At 50.9% G+C, this 20,285-nt stretch carries 16 protein-coding genes and 1 riboswitch; of the genes, 10 read left to right on the top strand and 6 right to left on the bottom strand.

Features of this window, described 5'->3' with window-relative positions; all coding sequences use genetic code 11:
• The first annotated feature begins 99 nt into the window (after positions 1–99).
• Positions 100–528, top strand: coding sequence for a peptidylprolyl isomerase (locus Q0577_RS02885; protein ID WP_298732614.1), 429 nt, complete (start codon positions 100–102; stop codon positions 526–528).
• Positions 529–667: 139 nt separating this feature from the next.
• Here the strand turns inward: Q0577_RS02885 and Q0577_RS02880 are convergent, their stop codons facing one another.
• The 3 genes from Q0577_RS02880 to metE form a co-directional block, all read right to left on the bottom strand.
• Positions 668–1,093, bottom strand: a complete 426-nt coding sequence (locus Q0577_RS02880; RefSeq protein WP_298732612.1) for an acyl-CoA thioesterase — start codon at positions 1,091–1,093, stop codon at positions 668–670.
• Positions 1,094–1,098: 5 nt separating this feature from the next.
• Positions 1,099–1,341, bottom strand: coding sequence for a cysteine-rich CWC family protein (locus tag Q0577_RS02875; RefSeq protein ID WP_298732610.1), 243 nt, complete (start codon positions 1,339–1,341; stop codon positions 1,099–1,101).
• A 70-nt stretch (positions 1,342–1,411) separates the two neighbouring features.
• On the bottom strand, positions 1,412–3,721 hold the full coding sequence (gene metE / locus Q0577_RS02870) for a 5-methyltetrahydropteroyltriglutamate--homocysteine S-methyltransferase (protein ID WP_298732609.1): 2,310 nt from the start codon (positions 3,719–3,721) through the stop codon (positions 1,412–1,414).
• A gap of 83 nt (positions 3,722–3,804) precedes the next feature.
• Positions 3,805–4,022, bottom strand: a riboswitch (cobalamin riboswitch).
• Between the two features lie 208 nt (positions 4,023–4,230).
• Between metE and pepT the strand changes: the two genes are divergently transcribed.
• The 3 genes from pepT to Q0577_RS02855 all read left to right on the top strand — a co-directional run bounded on the left by pepT (position 4,231) and on the right by Q0577_RS02855 (position 6,766).
• Positions 4,231–5,481 (top strand): peptidase T, encoded by a 1,251-nt coding sequence (pepT, locus tag Q0577_RS02865; RefSeq protein ID WP_298732606.1) that lies wholly within the window; start codon positions 4,231–4,233, stop codon positions 5,479–5,481.
• A 149-nt stretch (positions 5,482–5,630) separates the two neighbouring features.
• A complete protein-coding gene (locus Q0577_RS02860; protein ID WP_298732605.1) occupies positions 5,631–6,350 on the top strand; it encodes a MotA/TolQ/ExbB proton channel family protein in 720 nt (239 codons plus the stop codon).
• A gap of 8 nt (positions 6,351–6,358) precedes the next feature.
• A complete protein-coding gene (locus Q0577_RS02855) occupies positions 6,359–6,766 on the top strand; it encodes a biopolymer transporter ExbD (RefSeq protein ID WP_298732603.1) in 408 nt (135 codons plus the stop codon).
• A gap of 20 nt (positions 6,767–6,786) precedes the next feature.
• Here Q0577_RS02855 and prmC read toward each other — a convergent pair whose 3' ends face one another.
• A complete protein-coding gene (gene prmC, locus Q0577_RS02850) occupies positions 6,787–7,647 on the bottom strand; it encodes a peptide chain release factor N(5)-glutamine methyltransferase (protein WP_298732602.1) in 861 nt (286 codons plus the stop codon).
• 49 nt (positions 7,648–7,696) lie between these two features.
• Here prmC and ribD point away from each other — a divergent pair, with 49 nt between their 5' ends.
• From ribD to Q0577_RS02825, 5 genes are all read left to right on the top strand, one after another.
• The gene (ribD, locus tag Q0577_RS02845) at positions 7,697–8,746 is read left to right on the top strand and encodes a bifunctional diaminohydroxyphosphoribosylaminopyrimidine deaminase/5-amino-6-(5-phosphoribosylamino)uracil reductase RibD (protein WP_298732600.1); all 1,050 of its coding nucleotides are present in this window, start codon (positions 7,697–7,699) and stop codon (positions 8,744–8,746) included.
• Positions 8,746–9,354, top strand: a complete 609-nt coding sequence (locus Q0577_RS02840; protein ID WP_298732598.1) for a YigZ family protein — start codon at positions 8,746–8,748, stop codon at positions 9,352–9,354. The genes ribD and Q0577_RS02840 overlap by 1 nt, the downstream gene beginning before the upstream one ends.
• A 383-nt stretch (positions 9,355–9,737) precedes the next feature.
• On the top strand, positions 9,738–12,869 hold the full coding sequence (locus Q0577_RS02835; protein WP_298732596.1) for a TonB-dependent receptor: 3,132 nt from the start codon (positions 9,738–9,740) through the stop codon (positions 12,867–12,869).
• A gap of 16 nt (positions 12,870–12,885) precedes the next feature.
• On the top strand, positions 12,886–14,385 hold the full coding sequence (locus Q0577_RS02830) for a RagB/SusD family nutrient uptake outer membrane protein (RefSeq protein WP_298732594.1): 1,500 nt from the start codon (positions 12,886–12,888) through the stop codon (positions 14,383–14,385).
• A gap of 47 nt (positions 14,386–14,432) precedes the next feature.
• Positions 14,433–17,198 carry a glycoside hydrolase family 78 protein gene (locus Q0577_RS02825; protein WP_298732592.1) on the top strand — a complete coding sequence of 922 codons (2,766 nt, stop codon included), beginning with the start codon at positions 14,433–14,435 and terminating at the stop codon, positions 17,196–17,198.
• Between the two features lie 222 nt (positions 17,199–17,420).
• Here Q0577_RS02825 and Q0577_RS02820 read toward each other — a convergent pair whose 3' ends face one another.
• Positions 17,421–18,308, bottom strand: a complete 888-nt coding sequence (locus Q0577_RS02820) for a 3-hydroxybutyryl-CoA dehydrogenase (protein ID WP_298732590.1) — start codon at positions 18,306–18,308, stop codon at positions 17,421–17,423.
• Between the two features lie 97 nt (positions 18,309–18,405).
• On the bottom strand, positions 18,406–19,053 hold the full coding sequence (locus tag Q0577_RS02815; RefSeq protein WP_298732588.1) for a carboxypeptidase-like regulatory domain-containing protein: 648 nt from the start codon (positions 19,051–19,053) through the stop codon (positions 18,406–18,408).
• Positions 19,054–19,187: 134 nt separating this feature from the next.
• Between Q0577_RS02815 and Q0577_RS02810 the strand changes: the two genes are divergently transcribed.
• On the top strand, positions 19,188–20,285 hold the full coding sequence (locus tag Q0577_RS02810; protein ID WP_298732586.1) for an Mrp/NBP35 family ATP-binding protein: 1,098 nt from the start codon (positions 19,188–19,190) through the stop codon (positions 20,283–20,285).

Genomic DNA, 20,285 nt, shown 5'->3' with positions numbered 1-20,285 from the left:
ACATAGCTGTAAAAATACGGATTGCTGAGTTTGTGCGCCTTGATCTTTTTTCCTTACTTTGCAGTAGACATCTAATGTTAACAATTAACAATTTTTCTTATGCAAACAGTTAAAAACGGGGATACAGTACGTGTGCATTATCACGGCCGTTTGACGAACGGGAATACTTTCGACTCCTCTGAAGGCAGAGAGCCGCTTGAATTCCAGGTAGGTGCCGGTATGGTGATAAAGGGTTTTGATAATGGCGTGCTGGATATGCAGGTGGGTGATAAAAAGACGGTGCAGATCCCTGTGGATCAGGCATATGGCCCCAAGAATGAAGAGCTGATTATGGACTTTCCTAAAGCGAATATCCCGGCTGATCTGAACCCTGAAGTGGGTATGGATCTCCAGATGAGCAATGCCCAGGGCCAGGTGTTTCCTGTAAAGGTAGCAGCTGTTGGCACCGAGTTTATCACGCTGGACGCAAACCATCCGCTTGCCGGCGAGGAACTCGTATTTGATATCGAACTGGTTGAGATCAAGTAATTAATAATTAATTAATAGTTAATAATCCCAATACAAGCGTCCGGCGAGACAGCAATGTCAGGCAAGACCCAAGTATTGGGATTGTTAATTATTAATTCCTCCTATCTTTTCTTTCTGCCTTCCTCTCCGCAATTCTTAATTATTTATTACGCCCAATCTGGTTGTCCTCCTCGTCCGGTGGAAGCACAATCGCCGTGGGCCGCTTCTGGTCGTCAATTGCTACAAAAGCAAAGGTACCTTCAATGGCTTTTTCACGATGGTTGGAATACATCTGCTCCACATATACTGCAACCTTCACCTTTAAGCTGGTTGTTCCCACCTGTGTTACTTCTCCTATCAGCTCTATGATAGTACCATGGGGAATAGGCTTCTTAAAATCTATCCGGTCGCTGGATACCGTGACCACACGCATACGGCTGAAGCGCGTTGCGGTGATAAAGGCCACTTCATCCATCAGCTGCATGGCAGTACCGCCAAACATCGTATCGTAATGATTAACGGTATTGGGAAATACCGCTTTATAAATGCGGGTAACTGAGCGGGCAATCTGTTTTTCGTAACTCATAATGTTTATCGCTTTCCGAACAAAGAAAATAGCTGCTGCAGGCGCTGCTTGAATTTATCCTGCCTGTAAACGGATTTCATTTGCAGCAGGCAGTCTGCACAAAGACAACCGCTGTAGTGTTCACTGACATACTGACGTTCATCCTCCGAAAGGTTTACAGCCTGGCACTGGCATTGCAGCACGTTGCCTGCACGGCATTCAAAAACGGTATTGCAACGCGGACAGTGCACTGTTTCATGAGAAGGCATGTTAATAACGTTTAGCAGTTTGCAATGGGCATTTAGTCCTGGCAGTATCACGAAGTTAAGGAAAAGGGAGTCAGGATACGGTCGTATTCACTGCGGCGCGCAGCCGTTGGGCAGCGGCCACCATGTTGCGCAGCGCCTGTTCAGTTTCCGGCCACTTGCGGGTTTTAAGGCCGCAATCCGGGTTCACCCAGATATTGCGCGCAGGTAGCAACTGCACTGCTTTTTCAAGCAGGGCCGTCATTTCTTCAACAGCGGGCACCCGCGGTGAGTGAATATCATACACACCCGGGCCCGTTTCATTGGGATAACGGAAAGCGGCAAACGCTTCCAGCAGCTCCATCTGTGAGCGGGAGGTTTCAATGGTGATCACATCTGCATCCATGGCGGCAATACTGTCAATGATATCATTGAACTCGGCATAGCACATATGCGTATGTATCTGTGTTTCGTCTTTTACACAACTTACGGACACGCGGAAAGCCCTTACGGCCCAGTCCAGGTACGCCCGCCATTGCGCCTTGCGCAAAGGCAGTCCTTCACGTACCGCCGGCTCATCTACCTGTATCACTTTAATACCAGCCTTTTCCAGGTCTTTTACCTCATCGCGGATAGCGAGCGCTATCTGCAAAGCCGTAGCTGCACGCGGCTGATCATCCCGTACAAAAGACCACTGCAGGATGGTAACCGGACCGGTGAGCATGCCTTTCATGGGTTTGCGGGTAAGCGATTGTGCATAGCTGCTCCATTGTACGGTCATCGGCTGGCTGCGCTGTACATCGCCATAGATCACCGGTGGCTTTACACAGCGGGAACCATAGCTCTGTACCCAGCCGTTTTGCGTGAACACAAATCCTTCCAGCTGTTCGCCAAAGTATTCCACCATATCATTGCGCTCAAACTCGCCATGCACCAGTACATCCAATCCAAGACCCTCCTGCCATTTCACAGCCGCTGCAATGGCCTGGCGGATGGCAGTGTCATACTCATCTTTGCTGATGATGCCTTTCTTCAGGTCAGCCCGCAGCTTCCTGATCTCTTCTGTCTGGGGGAAAGAGCCGATAGTGGTGGTAGGGAAGAGGGGCAGCTGCAACAGGGCTTCCTGCGCCTGTTGCCGGATGGGGAATGGATGAAGGCGGCTGGCGTCGGTTTCGGTCAGTGCTTTTACCCTGGCCTTTACAGCGGGTTTATGCACGATAGCGGCAGTACTTTTTTCGTGCAGGCATGCATGGTTGGTCTCCAGCAGGGTGGTATTGCCTGCCACGATCTCCTTCAGTTCGATCAGCTCCTGCACTTTCTGCCGGGCAAAGGCCATCCAGCTTTTGATCTGCGGTGTAAGTACCTGCTCATCTGTTTCCAGGGTAAGGTCATAGGGTGCGTGCAGCAGTGAACAGGAAGTCGCCAATATCACCCGTTCTGCCCCGATAGCATCTACAGCCTTTTGTATCAGTTGCAATGAGGTGCCATAATTATTCTTCCAGATGTTGCGGCCATCTATCACGCCGAGCGACAGCTGCATGTGCTTCGGAAAGTTGGCCAGTACGGCATCCAGTTGTTCAGGCGCCCTTACCAGGTCAATATGCAGGGCTTGTACCGGAAGTTCCAGCGTTAAATGGATGTTTTCCTGCAGGCCGCCGAAATAGGTGGCCAGCAGCAGCTGCAGCTGGGGTACGGCGGCATGGATCTTCGTGTAGGCATATTGGTAAAGCCGCAGTTGTTCAGGGGTACGGTCCAGCACCAGGCAGGGCTCATCCAGCTGTACCCAGGTGGCGCCGGCCTGTTGCAGATTTTGCAGCAGTTGTATATATACGGGCAACAGCTGGTTCACCAGTTCGGCCAGGTGCAGGTTTTCTTCCTTGATCTTGCCCAGCAGCAGGAAGCTGATAGGCCCTAACAGCACGGGTTTGGTAGGAATGCCCAGCGTAAGGGCTTCCTTAAATTCTTCGGTGCATTTATCATGTAATACCCTGAACTGCTGGCTGCCGTCAAATTCAGGCACCAGGTAATGGTAATTGGTATCGAACCATTTGGTCATTTCCATGGCGGTAATATCCAGTCCGTTCTTCTGGTAACCGCGGGCCATGGCAAAATACAGTTCAGGACTGGCGGCGGTGGCCAGTTTTTCTTTCAGCGCCTGGAAACGTGCGGGAATAACGCCGGTCATCAGGCACATATCCAGTACCTGGTCATACAACGAGAAATCATTGGAAGGGATCAGGTCAATACCCGCCTGCTGCAGGGTTTCCCAGTGCTGGCGGCGCAACTGCCTGGCGGTAAGCTGTAATTTCTCCAGCGACATTTTGCCTGCCCAATAAGCTTCACAGGCTTTCTTCAGTTCACGGTGGCTACCAATACGCGGGTAACCAAGAACATTGGTTTGCATACTTGCAATGTTTTAAAAGTGAAAAATGTAGCGCGGGAAAGGGGAAAACTTTCAAACGTTTAATGTTCCTTTTCCGCGAAGGCATACATCAATTTGTTCACGGCAAGTCTCCTGGCTTGTAACAGTTAAGGCCGTCCTTCTCACCCCGGTATTACCGGGACAATGGACATCCGATGGGCCTTAACCTTTGCAAAGGTTACTTACAGTTGCGCGTCAGCCCGTGATTTGCACACGGTTCCTTTTTAATCCCTTGTGGCTGCCGGGCGGCAGCGGCAAGGAAACCGCAAACAGTCTTGATTGGTTTAAGAACCGTAACAAAGATAAGCAAGTTTCAATGTCTGCACGCTTTGATTGACGTATTTTTTCTATGCAAACCTAAAATGATAGAAGGAATAAATAGCCAGACTGAAATTATTTGGAATTTTATATCATAAATCTTTCATAAATAGGAATCATATTCTATTTTTATATCCACAGGTACGGCAAAAAAGAAAATCTTACGTTTGCAGATGTTTTCAAATTATCAATATACTGTCACTGAACGCTTTCTGCGTTACGCTCAGATCGATACACAATCTGATCCGCTGAGTGATACCTTTCCATCCACCGCCAGGCAGAAAAACCTGGGCCGCCTCCTGGTACAGGAATTGCAGGCCATAGGCGTCACAGATGCGGAGCTGGATGAACATGGATATGTATATGCCACCATCCCGGCCAATACAGATAAGCCGGTACCGGTGATCTGTCTCTGCGCACACATGGATACTTCGAGTGATTGCAGTGGCGCCAACGTGAAGCCCATCATTCACACTAAATATGATGGTAGTGATATCGTACTGCCGGATGATCCTTCGCAGGTGATACGTGCGGCAGATCATCCCTACCTGCAGGGAAAGATCGGGGACGATATCATCACCGCCAGCGGTACCACCCTCCTGGGCGCTGATAATAAAGCAGGAGTAGCAGCCATTATGGACGCTGCCCATTTCCTGATCAGGCATCCCGGTATCAGGCATGGCGCCATCCGCATCCTGTTCACACCCGATGAGGAAGTAGGCCGCGGTGTGGAAAAGCTGGATATGCAGAAACTGGGTGCACAATACGGCTATACGCTGGATGGGGGAGAACTGGGCTCGCTGGAAGATGAGACCTTCTCTGCAGATGCAGCCAGGATCACTATCCAGGGTGTAGGCATCCACCCGGGTACCGCCAAAGGCAAGCTGGTGAGCGCCATCAAGATAGCTGCGGAGATAGTGGCCGCCCTGCCTGCAGACCACCTCTCGCCCGAAACCACCGAAGGACGCGAAGGTTTCGTTCACCCGGTACGTATACAGGGAACCGTGGAAAGCGCGGAGATCGATTTTATTATCCGTGATTTTGTTACCGCGCAACTGGAAGCGCATGAGCAGCTGCTGCGCAATATCATGGAAACAGTGCTGCAACGCCACCCGCAGGCCAGCGCCACCATGGAGGTAACACCGCAGTACCGCAACATGAAAGAGATCCTGGATCAGCACCCACAGGTATGCGCCTATGCAGCGGAAGCCATCCGCCGCGCCGGCGTGGAACCGCTGAAAATGATCATCCGGGGCGGTACAGACGGCTCCCGCCTGTCTTTTATGGGCCTTCCCTGCCCCAATATTTTTACCGGCGAAATGGCCCTGCACAGCAAACATGAATATGTGAGCATACAGGACATGCAGAAGGCAGTGCAGACAATTGTGCACCTGGTACAGGTATGGGAGGAGAAAAGCCGCTAGCCGCTGGCTGTTAGCTTTTAGCGGGCGATAAAATAACTAATCACAAACGAGGAGTGGTTGTCACTATAATAAATATTAGTTCGTTTCCGTTTTTACAGTAACTTATTGTACCTTAATTTAATACTTTTGCAAGGTTTAAAAATTCAGACATGCTAATCGGACTTGTTACATTACTGCAGGATTCCTTGTTATTACCAAAGGCGGATACAGTGACTGCCGGTATAAATGCTGCTGGCGCTGCGGCTGATCAGCACATCAACCTGCTGGACCTGTTGATGAAAGGCGGTGTGTTAATGATTCCCCTCGGCATTCTTTCCGTGATCGCCGTGTTCGTGTTTGTAGAGCGCTATCTTACCATAGCAAAAGCAGCTAAGCTGCCGGATAATTTCATGCCGATGATACGCGACTATATTACCATCGGTAACATCGCCGCTGCCCGCTCCATCGCCAAGAATACCGACAATCCCGCCGCCCGCATGATCGATAAGGGCATTCAACGTATAGGCAAGCCGATCGAGAATATAGAAAAGTCTATGGAAAACGTAGGCAAGCTGGAAATATACAAGATGGAAAAGAATCTCACTATTCTTTCCATCATCGCAGGTATAGCGCCCATGTTCGGGTTCCTCGGCACCATCGCAGGTATGATCCAGACCTTCTTCAACATCTCCATTACTTCCGATATCACCCTCGGCACCATTGCCGGCGGTATCTATGTAAAAATGATCACCTCCGCCAGTGGTCTTATTATCGGCATCGTGGCCTATATCGGCTACAGCTTCCTGAATGCGCAGATAGATAAGGTGATCAATAGAATGGAAGGATCTTCCGCAGAGTTTATCGATATTTTACAGGAGCCTACTAAATAGAGCATCTCATGAATTTGCGCAACAGAAGAGGCAAACGCCAGGTAGAGCTGCATAACTCAGCATTGAATGACATTTTGTTCATTCTGCTGCTGTTCTTCCTTATCGTGTCCACCCTGGCCAATCCGAATGTAATAAAGCTGGCCCTGCCCAAAGCAAAGAGCAATACCAAGGCTAAACAAACCGTGGTGGTAAGCATCAATGATAAACGGGAATTCTTTGTCGGCACCAATAAAGTGCCCTTTGAAAATCTGAAAGAGAAACTGGTGCCTTCTATAAAAAGCGAAAATGTAGATCCTACCATTGTGATCAACGCCGAAAAATCAGTACCTGTAGAAGATATAGTGCGGGTGATGGAAGTGGCGCGCGAGATAGGGGCAAAAGTGGTATTGGCTACAGCTAATCCGCAGCGGAAATAGTAAGAGTGGAATTTTTTCCACTATGACTCCGCCCTCACCATCCTGTCTTTCCCGAATATATCCTGCTTCAGTATCACATTTTTAAACCCTGCTGTCTCCAGCAGTGCCACCACTTCTTTACCCAGCGCCTCATTGATCTCAAAGTATAATCTCCCTGCAGCACTTAATTTACGTGTAGCCAGTTCCGCTATTACCCGGTAAAACAACAAGGCATCATCATCCGGAACAAACAACGCCAGAGACGGTTCATAAGCCAACACCTGCTGCTGCATCACCGTATGCTCGCTGTGTTTGATATAAGGGGGATTGCTGACGATAATATCAAAAACAGGTAAAGCCCCTGTCGCCTTCTCATCCAGCACATTTACCTCCTCGAAACGTACCTCCAGCTGCTGCTGCGTGGCATTGGCCCTGGCAGTTGCTAAAGCGCCCGTACTTACATCAATGCCCCATACATCGGCTGCCGGCAATTCCTTCTTCAGCGCCAGCGGAATACAACCGCTGCCTGTACCAATATCCAGCAGCTGTATCGCTGCAGCTCCACCACCTGCACGTACATCCTGTACGATCCATTCCACCAGCTCCTCCGTTTCCGGGCGGGGTATCAGCACCTGCGGGTTCACCATCAGTTCCATACCATAGAACCAGGCGGTACCTGTTACATATTGTACCGGCTGCTGTTCCAGCAGGGCTTTCACAGCCTTTTCCAGCTGTGCCTGTTGCGGGGCTTCCAGCGCGCGGTCTTTATAAACAATACGGTCCAGCTTACTGAGCCCGGTAATATGTTCCATCACCAGGTGAGCGATGTTGGCGGCTTCCCGGGTGTCGTACAAAGAAGCAATGGCACGGGTAATATGGGTAAATGCGGATTGTATGTTCATGCAATGATCTGAAAATGATATTTTTGCAAAACTATATAACGTTCTTCGCATGAACAGTATCCAGGATGAACTTTTTATGCAACGCTGCCTGCAGCTGGCGCAGCTGGGTGCAGGGCAGGTGGCGCCCAACCCCATGGTAGGCGCCGTGCTGGTGCACCAGGGCCGCATCATCGGAGAGGGGTATCACCGCCGCTACGGACAGGCGCATGCAGAAGTGGATTGTGTGCAGCGCGTGGCGGCAGCAGATCGTTCGCTGATACCCCGGGCTACCATGTATGTGAGCCTCGAACCCTGTGCGCATTACGGGAAAACGCCTCCCTGTGCAGATATGATCGTGCAGCAGCAGATCCCCCGGGTGGTGATCGGCTGTACCGACAGCTTCTCTGAAGTAAGCGGTAAAGGCATTGAAAAGCTGCAGCAAGCCGGTGTGGAGGTGAGCGTAGGCATGCTGGAAAGAGCCTCCCGTGAGCTGAACCGGCGTTTCTTCACCTTCCATGAAAAGAAACGGCCTTATATTGTGCTCAAATGGGCACAGTGCCCCGCCGGTTTTATGGCTACGCTGAGCGGTGAGCCCGTACGCCTGTCAAACCAGTACAGCGACCGCCTGGTACACCGCTGGCGCAGCGAAGAGATGGCCATCCTGGTAGGTACCAATACCGCTCTTACAGATGATCCGCAGCTGACCACCCGCCACTGGCCCGGTAAAAGTCCACTGCGGCTGGTAATAGACCGCGAGCTGAAAACGCCCCGGCATTATCGCCTCTGGGACAACAGCGTACCCACCTGGTTCTTTACGGAAAAAGAGGAAACCTTTGACGGGCAGACAGCCACCCTGCAGCTTGATTTCAGGGCGCCCCTGCTGCCTCAGCTAATGGAACGCTTATACGAAAAGAACATTACCAGCGTAATGGTAGAAGGCGGCGCATATGTACTGCAACGTTTTATAGAAGCCGGCCTGTGGGACGAGGCCCGGGTGATCAGCGGCACCAGCGCCATCCTGCCGGAAGGACAGAAAGCACCGGTGCTGCCACGCGCATTATTAATAGACGAAACAACCCTGGAAGGGGACAGAATATCATATTACAGGAACATAACATAATGGAAGTCTACTTTACTATTGAAAAAACAGCTACAGCAGAATACAAGGACAGAGGAAGTAAATTCCTGGCGTATGCCTTTCCTGTTAAAACTACAGATGAAGTAAAAGAACGCCTGCAGGAGGTGAAGAAAGAACACCCCAAAGCCACTCACCACTGCCTGGCATACCGCCTGGGCACAGACGGCCTGCAATTCCGCGCCAGTGACGATGGAGAGCCCTCAGGCACGGCTGGCAAACCTATACTGGGACAAATAGACAGCAAACAGCTGACCGATGTGCTGGTGATAGTGGTTCGCTATTTTGGCGGCACCCTCCTCGGAGCGCCGGGCCTTATCAACGCTTATAAAACCGCTACGGCCCTGGTACTGCAGCTGATACCGGCCGTACAAAAGAACGTGGAAATAAAATATTCCCTCTCCTTCGACTATACCATCCTGAACGAAGTGATGACAGTAGTGAAACAACACAACTGTACTGTACTCTCACAGGAACTTCAGCTGTTCTGCAACATGCAGATCGGTATCCCTAAAGCAGGCAGTGAACTTTGCCTGCTGCGCCTGAAAGATATCTATGGCCTGGAGATCAGGGATCTGAAACCGGCTAAATAAATATTCATACACAAGATGATCATTCCACTCCGTATTGGCCGCCGCCAGGGTATTCCCGCGGCGGCTTTCTTTTTATAACCCATAAACAGATTAAGATAGTATAGGACAGTTGCCCTGGAATTTTATTCTAATTTAACCTCATCTTCCATTAACTGGACGTACTCAGAAGGAGCGCCATCTCCTGTATTATCTTAAACTAAAACTTATTCCTCGTTATGCAGAAAAGGTATCACCACTATCATTATCACGATGCATACAGCTAGCTTCTAAGCATAGCTGATATCAACTGATCGTATTGTCTGCGTTTTGCCTCCGTGCTTATACGGAAGGCACGGATACTGCTTTGCATTTATCCATTCCTCATAGCTAAATCCACTCCCGTTATGTACTACAGTATTTCCAAAAAACAATCATGGCGCTGGCCGCCCGTCTTATGTCAACTGCTGCTATTGTTCTGCTGCCTCTCCGCAACAGCACAGCAAAAGAACACGGTGAGCGGACAGGTGACCGATTCCTCCGGCAACCCGCTGCCGGGTGTAACCGTGCAGATAGCCGGTAAATCTCAGGGCACACAAACCAATGCCGGCGGGCAATTCAGCATCGCTGCCATCCAGGGCGATGTACTTTCTTTTCACTTTATCGGCTTTGATGAAAAGCGTGTAACAGTAGGTAGCCAGCCTGTCATCAATGTACAGCTGAGCGCTGCTACTGCCGGGTTGAATGAAGTGGTGGTGATCGGTTACGGTACGCAGCAGAAGAAAGATCTTACCGGCGCTGTGGCCAGTGTAAACGGCAAACAGCTGCAGGATCTGCCGGTAGCAGGTATGGATCAGAAACTCAGCGGACAGATTCCCGGCGTACAGGTAGCCAGCGTAACCGGTACACCCGGTGGCGGCGCTGCCGTCAGGATCAGGGGGTCCGGCTCCATCGGCGCAGGTAGTGATCCTTTGTATGTGGTGGATGGCTTCCCCTTGCCATCCGGTTTTGGACAGCAGGCCAGCCCGCTGAACATCATCAATCCTGATGATATTGAGTCCATCACTGTACTGAAAGATGCTTCTTCTACTGCCATCTACGGCTCCCGCGGTTCTAACGGCGTAGTGGTGGTGACCACTAAACATGGTAAGAGCGGTACACCTAAAGTAAACCTCAATACCAACACCGGCTTCCAGGAAGTACCGCAGAAAGGCCGTCCGCAAATGCTGAACGCACACGAGTTTGCTCAGTTCAGGAAAGATATTATCATAGACGATTTTGCATCGCGCGGACAAACGCCTACTGATGCAGATATACCCGAAGAATTCCGTAACCCGGAACAATACGGCGAAGGCACCAACTGGTATAACACCGTGCTGAGAAAAGCCTTGCAGCATAATACCACACTGAGTGTAAGCGGTGGTTCTGAAAATACGAAGTATAATTTCTCTGCAGGCTATTACACCCAGGAGGGCGTATTGCGTTATACCGGCTATGATCGTTACAGCGTACGTGCCAACGTAGAAAGCCGTATTGGCCGCAAAGTGAAGATTGGGCTCATCGTTGCGCCCACCTACAGCACACAGCAGGTGAATGATTTTGAGAACGGCTTTACAGACGTGCTGACGCGCAGCCTCTGGCTTAGCCCGCTGGTACCCGTGCATGATAACAACGGTCAGCGCACACCTTATATCAGCTCTCCCGGTATGTTCAGCGCCGCTAATCCGCTGAACTCACTGGAGTTCGGCGTTACCAATGTAAAGAGCTTCAGCGGCCTGGGTGGCCTTTATGGAGAGTACGAGATCGTTAACGGCCTGAAGGCGAAGGCCAGCTTCAACGTGAACTACGGTAACGGCTCTACTTTTGTTTTCAACCCTTCCTTCCTGGGAGGAGTGAACAACCCGCCGCCCAGCATTCCCAGCTCATCACAGTCCAAATCCAGCGCTATGAACTGGCTGTCTGAAGTACTGCTGTCTTACGATAAGACATTCGGCAAAGACCATGCGCTGAACGTGGTGCTGGGTTACACCGCGCAAAAGGAAAGAATGGATTACCTGCAGATCGATGCCTCCAATTACCCGGATGATAAGATCCAACCCATCGGCGCTGCCGCTACCATTCCTTCCTACTCGCAGGACGTACAGAAATGGGCAGTGCTGTCTTACCTCGGCAGGATCAACTACGCCCTGAAAGATAAATACCTGTTCACAGTCACCGTACGTTCAGATGGCTCTTCCCGTTTCGGGTATAACAACCGCTACGGTACATTCCCCTCCGGCGCTGTTGCCTGGCGCGCTTCAGAAGAGCCGTTCATGCAGGGCATTACCTGGATGAGCGATCTGAAACTGCGCGCCAGCTATGGTTTATCAGGTAACTATAACATCGGCAACTACACCTATATGTCCAACATCGCGGCGTATAATTACGCCTTCGGCGGACAGATAGCCAACGGTAGAAGCGCTTCTTCCCTGAGCAACTACGACCTCACCTGGGAAGAATCCTCCCAGCTTGACCTGGGTGCGGATCTGGGCCTGTTCAACAACCGCATCAACCTGACGGTAGATTATTACAGGCGCATTACCAAAGGCATGTTGTATAATTCAGAGATACCATTGTCTTCCGGTTATACCAACGTGATCATCAACTCCGGTAAGATCAAAAACCAGGGTCTCGAAATAGGCATCAGCAGCGATAACCTGGACGGCGCCTTTAAATGGACCACCAACGCCAACATTGCGTTTAACCGCAACAAGGTGCTTGCGCTGAATGCCAAGAACGATCCCATCTACAGCGGCCGCAGTGGCGAAGGCTCATTCCAGCATATCACGGAAGTAGGCAAACCGGTAGGCCTCTTCTATGGGTACGTGGTAGAGGGCATTTATAAAGACCAGGATGACCTGAACAGGTCTCCCAAACATGTTACTTCTGTAGTAGGCTCCATCAAATACAAGGATGTTGATGGCAATGGTATCATAGAACCGGTGAACGACTTTGCCATTATCGGTGATCCGAACCCTGATTTTATCTGGGGCCTCACCAACAATTTCAGCTATAAGAATTTTGACCTGGGCCTGGTGCTGGTAGGCGCACAGGGCGGACAGATCATGAAAACCGGCAACCAGTACCTGCTGAACATAGACGGTATCTTTAATGTAGACCGTAAAGTGCTGAACCGCTGGCGCTCTCCGGAGCAGCCGGGCGATGGTATCACACCCACCACCAACGGCGCCAGGGTGATCTATCGCGATGTGAACTCCACCTGGATAGAAAGCGCTTCGTTTATGCGTATCCAGAACATTACGCTGGGCTATAATTTCAAAAGAAAATGGCTGGAACATACGAAGTTCATCAGCGGTGCCAGGATCTATGCAGGCGTGCAGAGCCTGCACACCTTTACACGATACAGCGGCGCTAACCCTGAAGTGAGCCGCAAAACAGTGTCGGGCAATGCCACCAGCACCGCCCTTACACCCGGGGAAGACTTTACGAACTATCCCGTTGCGCGTACGTTCACGCTGGGCCTTAACCTGTCTTTTTAAATGCTAAAACTCCGTTATGAAACGAATCACCATCCATCAATATATCATCGTCCTGGCAGCAACGGCCCTGCTGGGTGTGAGCTGCGGAAAAGACTTCCTGGATCTGAACCCGGAAGCCACCATCAACGGCAACGTTTTCTACAAAAGTGAAGACGAGATCAAACAGGCCGTAAATGCCGCTTATAACGTACTGCAGGACCTGGGCCGTGAAAGCTACTGGATCTTTGGCGAGATGAGATCAGACAACACGGCTTTCCAGTATAACAATGCCGACAGGGGAAGGGAGCAGTGGGAGTTTGTGGATGAATTCCTGGTAGGCGCTACCGCAGAATGTATCAGTAATTTCTGGCGCATCAGCTACATCGGTATCTCCCGCTGTAACGATGTGCTGGCGCATATCGGTGAAGTCAGCATGTCTGATGACGCACGTAACCAGTACACCGGCGAAGTGCAGTTCCTTCGCGCTTTTCACTACTTCAACCTGGTACGCCAGTTTGGTGGAGTGCCGCTGCGGCTGAATGCCGTGCAATCGCCGGACTCCTCTCTTTCAAAGGGACGCGCCAGTGTGGAACAGGTGTACGCCAGGATTATTTCCGACCTCACGGCAGCCGCAGCAACGCTGCCTGCCAGCTATTCCGGCGCTGATGTGGGCCGTGCCACCAAAGGCGCCGCCAGCACGCTGCTGGGTAAGGTATACCTGACACAGAAAAAATATACGGAAGCTCTCACCGAGCTGCGTAAGGTAACCACCATGGGCTATCAGCTGCTGCCCGATTATGCGGATGTATTTGATCCCGGGAAGAAGAACGGACCGGAATCTATTTTCGAGATCCAGTACCTGGGTTCTCAAACAGGATTGTTCAGTACCTTCATGTACACCTTTGCGCCCTATACATCAGGCAGCGCGGTTACAGGAGATACCAAGACTGGTATCAACGGCAGCGGTTCCGGCTGGAACATCCCCACGCAGGACATGATCGCTGCATATGAAACCGGGGATAAACGTAAAGCCGTTTCCATGGCAGATGGCTACACCAGCAATGGCGTGTTTGTGAATATTCCCTGGGTAAAGAAATATAACCACGGCTTTACAGAAGTAGGGCGTACCAATGATAACTTCCCCGTACTGCGTTATGCAGATGTATTGCTGATGATAGCAGAATGCCTGAATGAACAGGGCTTTGTAGCCAATGGTGAAGCTTTTGACCTGCTGAACCAGGTAAGAACACGTGCAGGTCTGCCCGGTAAAACAGCGGCCACCGTAAGCAGCCAGGCGGCTTTCAGAGAAGCAATATTCCACGAAAGGCAGGTGGAACTGGCATTTGAGAATCATCGCTGGTACGACTTGCTGCGTACAGATAATATTATTACATTGATGAACGCCCATGGTGTGAAAGAAAAACAGCAGCATGCTTACATCCCGGCTAATGCTTACCAGCTAACGCAGAACCGGCTGCTGCTGCCCATACCGCAAACAGATATAAATCTTGACGGCCTGGAACAAAACCCGCAGTAAGGCCGGTGAGTATAATTATTCAAACAATGCAATTTAAATACAACAGCATGATAAAACGGATCCTTCTTTTTCTATTGCCGGTAGTGTTGCTCTGGTCCTGTAAACAGGCCGGCGGCGATCTCACACTGGCGAACCTGCGTTGCGAATTCCGCGATGATCCTTTAGGTATTGACGTTAACACTCCCCGGTTAAGCTGGGAGATCGAAAGCAGCGCCAGGGGCGTGGAACAGGCGGCCTACCAGGTAATGGTGGCTTCTTCGGAAGACGCACTGAATAACGACAACGCAGATCTCTGGAACTCCGGTAAAGTGAATGCCGGCGAGTCCATTAATGTAACGTACGCAGGCAAACCGCTCACCAGCGGAACCCGTTGCTACTGGAAAGTGAAAGTGTGGACGGCAGACGGTAAAGCATCTGACTGGAGCCAGCCCGCCAGCTGGAGTATGGGACTGCTGCAGCCGGGCGACTGGCAGGCGAAATGGATCGGACTGGATTCTGCCTTCGCATGGGAAAGACCAAAAGATACTTTTACGCGCATCGCTGCACGCTATCTCCGCAAGGAATTCAATGTAGAAAAGAAGGTGAAGCGCGCTACCGCTTACATCAGCGGTCTTGGCCTCTATGAACTGTACATTAACGGTAAAAAGATAGGCGACCAGGTACTGGCGCCCGGTCCGACGGAATATAACAAACGTGTTTTCTACAACACATTTGACGTAACCAGCGAACTGAAGGAAGGCGCTAACGTATTAGGCACAATCCTGGGTAACGGCCGCTTCTACCAGATGCGCTATTCTGCGCCGGGCTTACCGGGCATCACGCATTACGGCTATCCCAAAATGATCCTGCAGCTCAACCTGGTGTATGACGACGGCAGCACTGCCAGCGTGATCAGCGATGGCAGCTGGAAAGTAACTGCAGCTGGTCCCATCATCGCCAACAATGAATATGATGGTGAAGAGTACGATGCCACCAAAGAGCTGACAGGCTGGAGCCAGACCGGCTACGATGCCGCCAGCTGGCTGCCCGTGCAGCTGGTGCAGCAACCCGCTGAATTGCTGGTTGCCCAGCCCAATAACAACATCAAAGTGATGGATACCGTGAAGGCCATCAGCGTGAAAGAGATCAAACCCGGTATGTTCATCTATGATATGGGACAGAACTTCGTGGGTTGGGTGCGCCTTACCGTAAAAGGTGATAAAGGCGCCAAAGTGAAAATGCGCTTTGCCGAACGCCTGAAAGATGACAGCACACTGTACATGGATAACCTGCGTTCTGCAAAGGTAACGGACATCTATACACTGAAAGGCGAAGGCACTGAAGAGTGGGAGCCCCGCTTTACCTACCACGGCTTTCGCTACGTGGAAGTGACCGGTTATCCCGGCAAACCAGACCTGTCTGCCATTGAAGGCAGGGTAGTGTATGATGAAATGGAAACCACCGGGCAGTTTGAAACCTCCAATGAGGTGATCAACAAAGTGTATAAGAACGCTTACTGGGGCATCCGCGGCAACTACCGTGGTATGCCTACTGATTGTCCGCAGCGCGACGAACGTATGGGATGGCTGGGCGATCGTGCCGTAGGCGCCAGGGGAGAAAGCTTCATCTTCGGCAACCACCAGCTCTATGCCAAATGGCTGCAGGATATTGAGGATGCACAATCCCCCGAAGGCAGCGTACCCGATGTAGCGCCCACCTACTGGAAAATATATTCTGACAACATGACCTGGCCCGCGGCTTACGTGATCATCGCCAACCTGCTGTACGAACAGTATGGAGACGATCAGCCGCTGCGCAAACACTATCCTTCCATGAAGAAATGGATGGCCTACATGAAGGATAAATACATGAAGGATTACATTCTTACCAAGGATACCTATGGCGACTGGTGCATGCCGCCGGAATCACCGGAGCTGATCCACTCCAAGGATCCTGCACGTAAAACAGCCGGCGATTTCCTGGGCACCGCTTTCTATTATCACCTGCTCACCGTGATGGAGCGCTTTGCCACCATCACCGGTAACACGGCAGATGTGGCGGCATACAAGGAGCTGGGAGAAAAAGTGAAAGCAGCGTTCAATAACAGATTCCTGAACCAGCAGGAAGGTTATTACGCTAATAACACGCCTACTGCCAACATCTTCTCACTGGCTTACGGGCTTACGCCTCCTGAGCGCCAGGATACCGTATTCCGTCATGTAGTAGATAAAACGCTGCAGGATTACAAAGGGCACATCAGCACAGGCCTGGTAGGCGCAGAATGGCTGATGCGCGTGCTTACCAAATATGGCCGTGGCGACCTGGCCTATCAGCTGGCGACCAACACCACCTACCCCAGCTGGGGATATATGGCAGAACATGGCGCCACCACCATCTGGGAGCTCTGGAACGGCGATACGGCAGATCCGGCTATGAACTCAGGCAACCACGTTATGCTGCTCGGAGATCTGGTGGTATGGTATTACGAGAACCTGGCAGGTATCAAACCTGATCCATCAGCGCCCGGTTTCAAAAAGATCATCATGAAACCGCTGCCGGTGAAAGATCTGAATAAGGTAACGGCCAGCTATCATTCTGTACACGGCTGGATCCGCAGCGCCTGGGAAAAGCAGGGCGGCAGCTTCGACTGGAAGATCTCCGTACCGGCTAATACCCGTGCCACTGTCTACGTACCCGCCGCATCTGAAGATAAAGTGAAAGAGGGCAATGCCGCTATTTCAGCAGATAAAGGTGTGAAGTTTGTAAAGATGGATGGAGCGTATGCGGTGTATGAAGTAAGTTCCGGTGAGTATCATTTCAGCGCAGGGGAGTAGCGGTGTAGGTAAAAACGGGTCTTCATCCCGGTCATTGAGGAGCTGCGCAGGGCATAGTGCGGAGCGCGACGAAGCAATCTTTTTAACGGCAAACGTATAGCAATAAACGTAATTCCGCCATTTATTAAAAGATTGCTTCGGCCCGGCTCCCCGCTGGAGCCCTTCGGGCCCCGCAATGACGGGAATGAAGGCCCGTTTACACATAATACAGCCACCCGTCTGTCATTTAAACCTTTCACTCACTACCAGCTCCTTACTCCCCTTCGTATACTTATAAAACCCTTCTCCGCTCTTCACACCTAAATACCCGGCCGTTACCATATTCACCAGCAGCGGACAAGGCGCATACTTCGGGTTACCAAAACCATCATGCAGCACCTGCAGAATAGACAAACAAACATCCAGCCCGATGAAATCTGCCAGCTGCAAAGGCCCCATCGGATGCGCCATACCCAGTTTCATCACGGTGTCTATTTCGTTCACGCCTGCTACGCCTTCATACAGAGAGCAGATCGCCTCATTGATCATCGGCATCAGGATGCGGTTGGCAATAAAACCCGGATAGTCGTTCACCACACAAGGTACTTTCTCCAGCTTTTCACTCAGTGTTACAATGGCGCTGGTTACTTCCTTTGCAGTAGCATAACCGTTGATGATCTCTACCAGCTTCATCACCGGTACGGGATTCATGAAATGCATGCCGATCACTTTCTCCGGTCTTTTGGTAGCAGCGGCAATGCGGGTAATGGAGATGGAAGATGTGTTGGTAGCCAGTATCGCATCTGCAGGAGCGTATTGATCCAGTTCTGCAAAAATTTTCAGTTTCAGGGTGATATTTTCGGTAGCGGCTTCCACTACGAGGGATGCATCTTTTACACCTTCAGCCAGTGAAGTAAAGGTGCGGATGTGCTCCAGCGTGTGCGTTTTGATCTCTTCCGTGATAGTGCCTTTGGCCAGCTGCCGTTCCAGGTTCTGCCGGATAGTGGTCAGCGCTTTTTCCAGGGCCGGGGCAGCAACATCTATCAGGTTCACCTGGTACTGATGCTGTGCAAATACGTGTGCGATGCCGTTACCCATGGTACCGGCGCCAATAACTGCAATTTGTTGCATAATGCAAATGAGTTTACGACTTGGAATTTAGATTGATTGGTGTAAAAAATCCCTCAAATAAACGGGAATTATAGCAAATAACCTGAAGCGGGCAAGGCTAGTCCTTATTCTTGAAATCACCCCGTTTCCAGGCCTGTATGAACTGCGCCCAGGCCATCGGGTTGAAGATATTCTGCGGAGCCTGCTGACCTGCGTAGTAGAGCGATTGCGCCTGCCGCTTCATATACATATTGGTGCCTTCACGCCCGTCTATCGGCGTATAGCGGGCCAATGCGCGCATTTTGGCGGCGTCGGTGTTCTTGCGGGCAATCTCGTAAGCGTCGTCGGGTATATCGTCGCTGATAAATGCTTTCTCAAATTCCTCTTTGGAAGGATAGGGTTTGATGATGGTCACCGGCAGATAGGTGGTATCTTCCACCATCAGCTGGATCATGGAGAAATTATTCCCCCTGAGATCCGGCGGAATGTGATACACTTTCTTTTTGAAACCTACAGCAGTAAAAGTAAGGGTATCACCTTTAAAGGCCACAATTGAAAATACGCCCTGGCTGTTGGAAATGGTACCTCTTCCCTGGCCTTTGATCACCACACTCACGGCGGGTATGGCCCGCAGGCTGTCTGCCGTCATGGTAATACCGGAAATCTGAATAAGGCTGTCTTTAAACTGCGTGAACTGAGCTTTCAGCAGGACGGGAGACAATACCAGGAATGTAGCCAACAGTATGTAGGGACGAATCTTTCGCATGCGGTCCTAAGATAAATGAAATTGCCAGAACGATCAAGGACATTGATAGATTGACAAAATTCTATATTTAAACGCCCAAATTAACCACCGATTAGGTTAACTTTGCTTTCTGGAATCAAATTTAACAACATTTTATGATCACAAAAGAGCAGGTTTTACAGGCCTTAAGCCACGTTGAAGAACCGGATCTGGGAAAGGACCTGGTAACGCTGAACATGGTGAAAGACATAGAGATAGACGGCAATAAAGTTAAATTTACCGTGGTGCTGACCACACCCGCCTGCCCCCTGAAGGATATGATCCGCAATGCCTGCGTAAACGCCATCCAGCTGATGGTGAGCAAGGAAGCAGAGGTGCAGGTGAACATGACCGCTAACGTAAATTCCAACCGTAAAGACGGCAAATCCACACTGCCGAAAGTGAAAAATATCATCGTCGTAGCGTCTGGCAAAGGAGGGGTAGGAAAGTCAACCGTAGCCGCCAACCTGGCCCTGGCCCTGGCAGAGGGCGGCGCCAGCGTCGGACTGATGGATGCGGATATTTACGGTCCTTCTGTGCCTATTATGTTCGGCGTACGCGGAGAAAGGCCGATGATGGTGAACATAGACGGCAAAGGCATGATTGCGCCCATGGAAAAATACGGTATCAAGCTCATGTCTATCGGACTGCTGATAGATGAGAAGCAGGCAGTAGTATGGCGCGGCCCTATGGCCAGCAGCGCACTGCGCCAGTTCATCACCGATGTGTACTGGGATGAGCTGGACTACCTCGTGATCGATATGCCGCCCGGCACCGGGGATATTCACCTCACCCTTGTGCAGACCGTACCCGTTACCGGCGCCGTGATAGTGACCACCCCGCAGGATGTGGCGCTGGCCGACGCGAAAAAAGGTATCATGATGTTTGCAGGTCAGCAGGTGAATGTGCCCATTATCGGCCTGGTAGAGAACATGTCTTATTTCACCCCGGCAGAGCTGCCCGATAACAAATACTACATCTTTGGTAAAGACGGTGGCAAACGCCTGGCAGAAGATATGGAAATACCTTTCCTGGGCCAGATTCCCCTGGTACAGAGCATCCGGGAAGGCGGCGACGAAGGCGTTCCTGTAATGGTGGCCGGCGATGAGGTGACTAAAAACGCATTCATCGAATTTGCCGGTAATGCTGCGCGCAGCATCGCTATGCGGAATGCGAACATGGCGCCTACGAAGATCGTGGAAATTGCCCTGTAA

The sequence above is a fragment of the uncultured Chitinophaga sp. genome (assembly GCF_937898475.1).
Taxonomy (GTDB): domain Bacteria; phylum Bacteroidota; class Bacteroidia; order Chitinophagales; family Chitinophagaceae; genus Chitinophaga.
The sequence above is the reverse complement of the archived record's forward strand: the minus strand, read 5'-3'. Positions and strand labels throughout refer to the sequence as shown.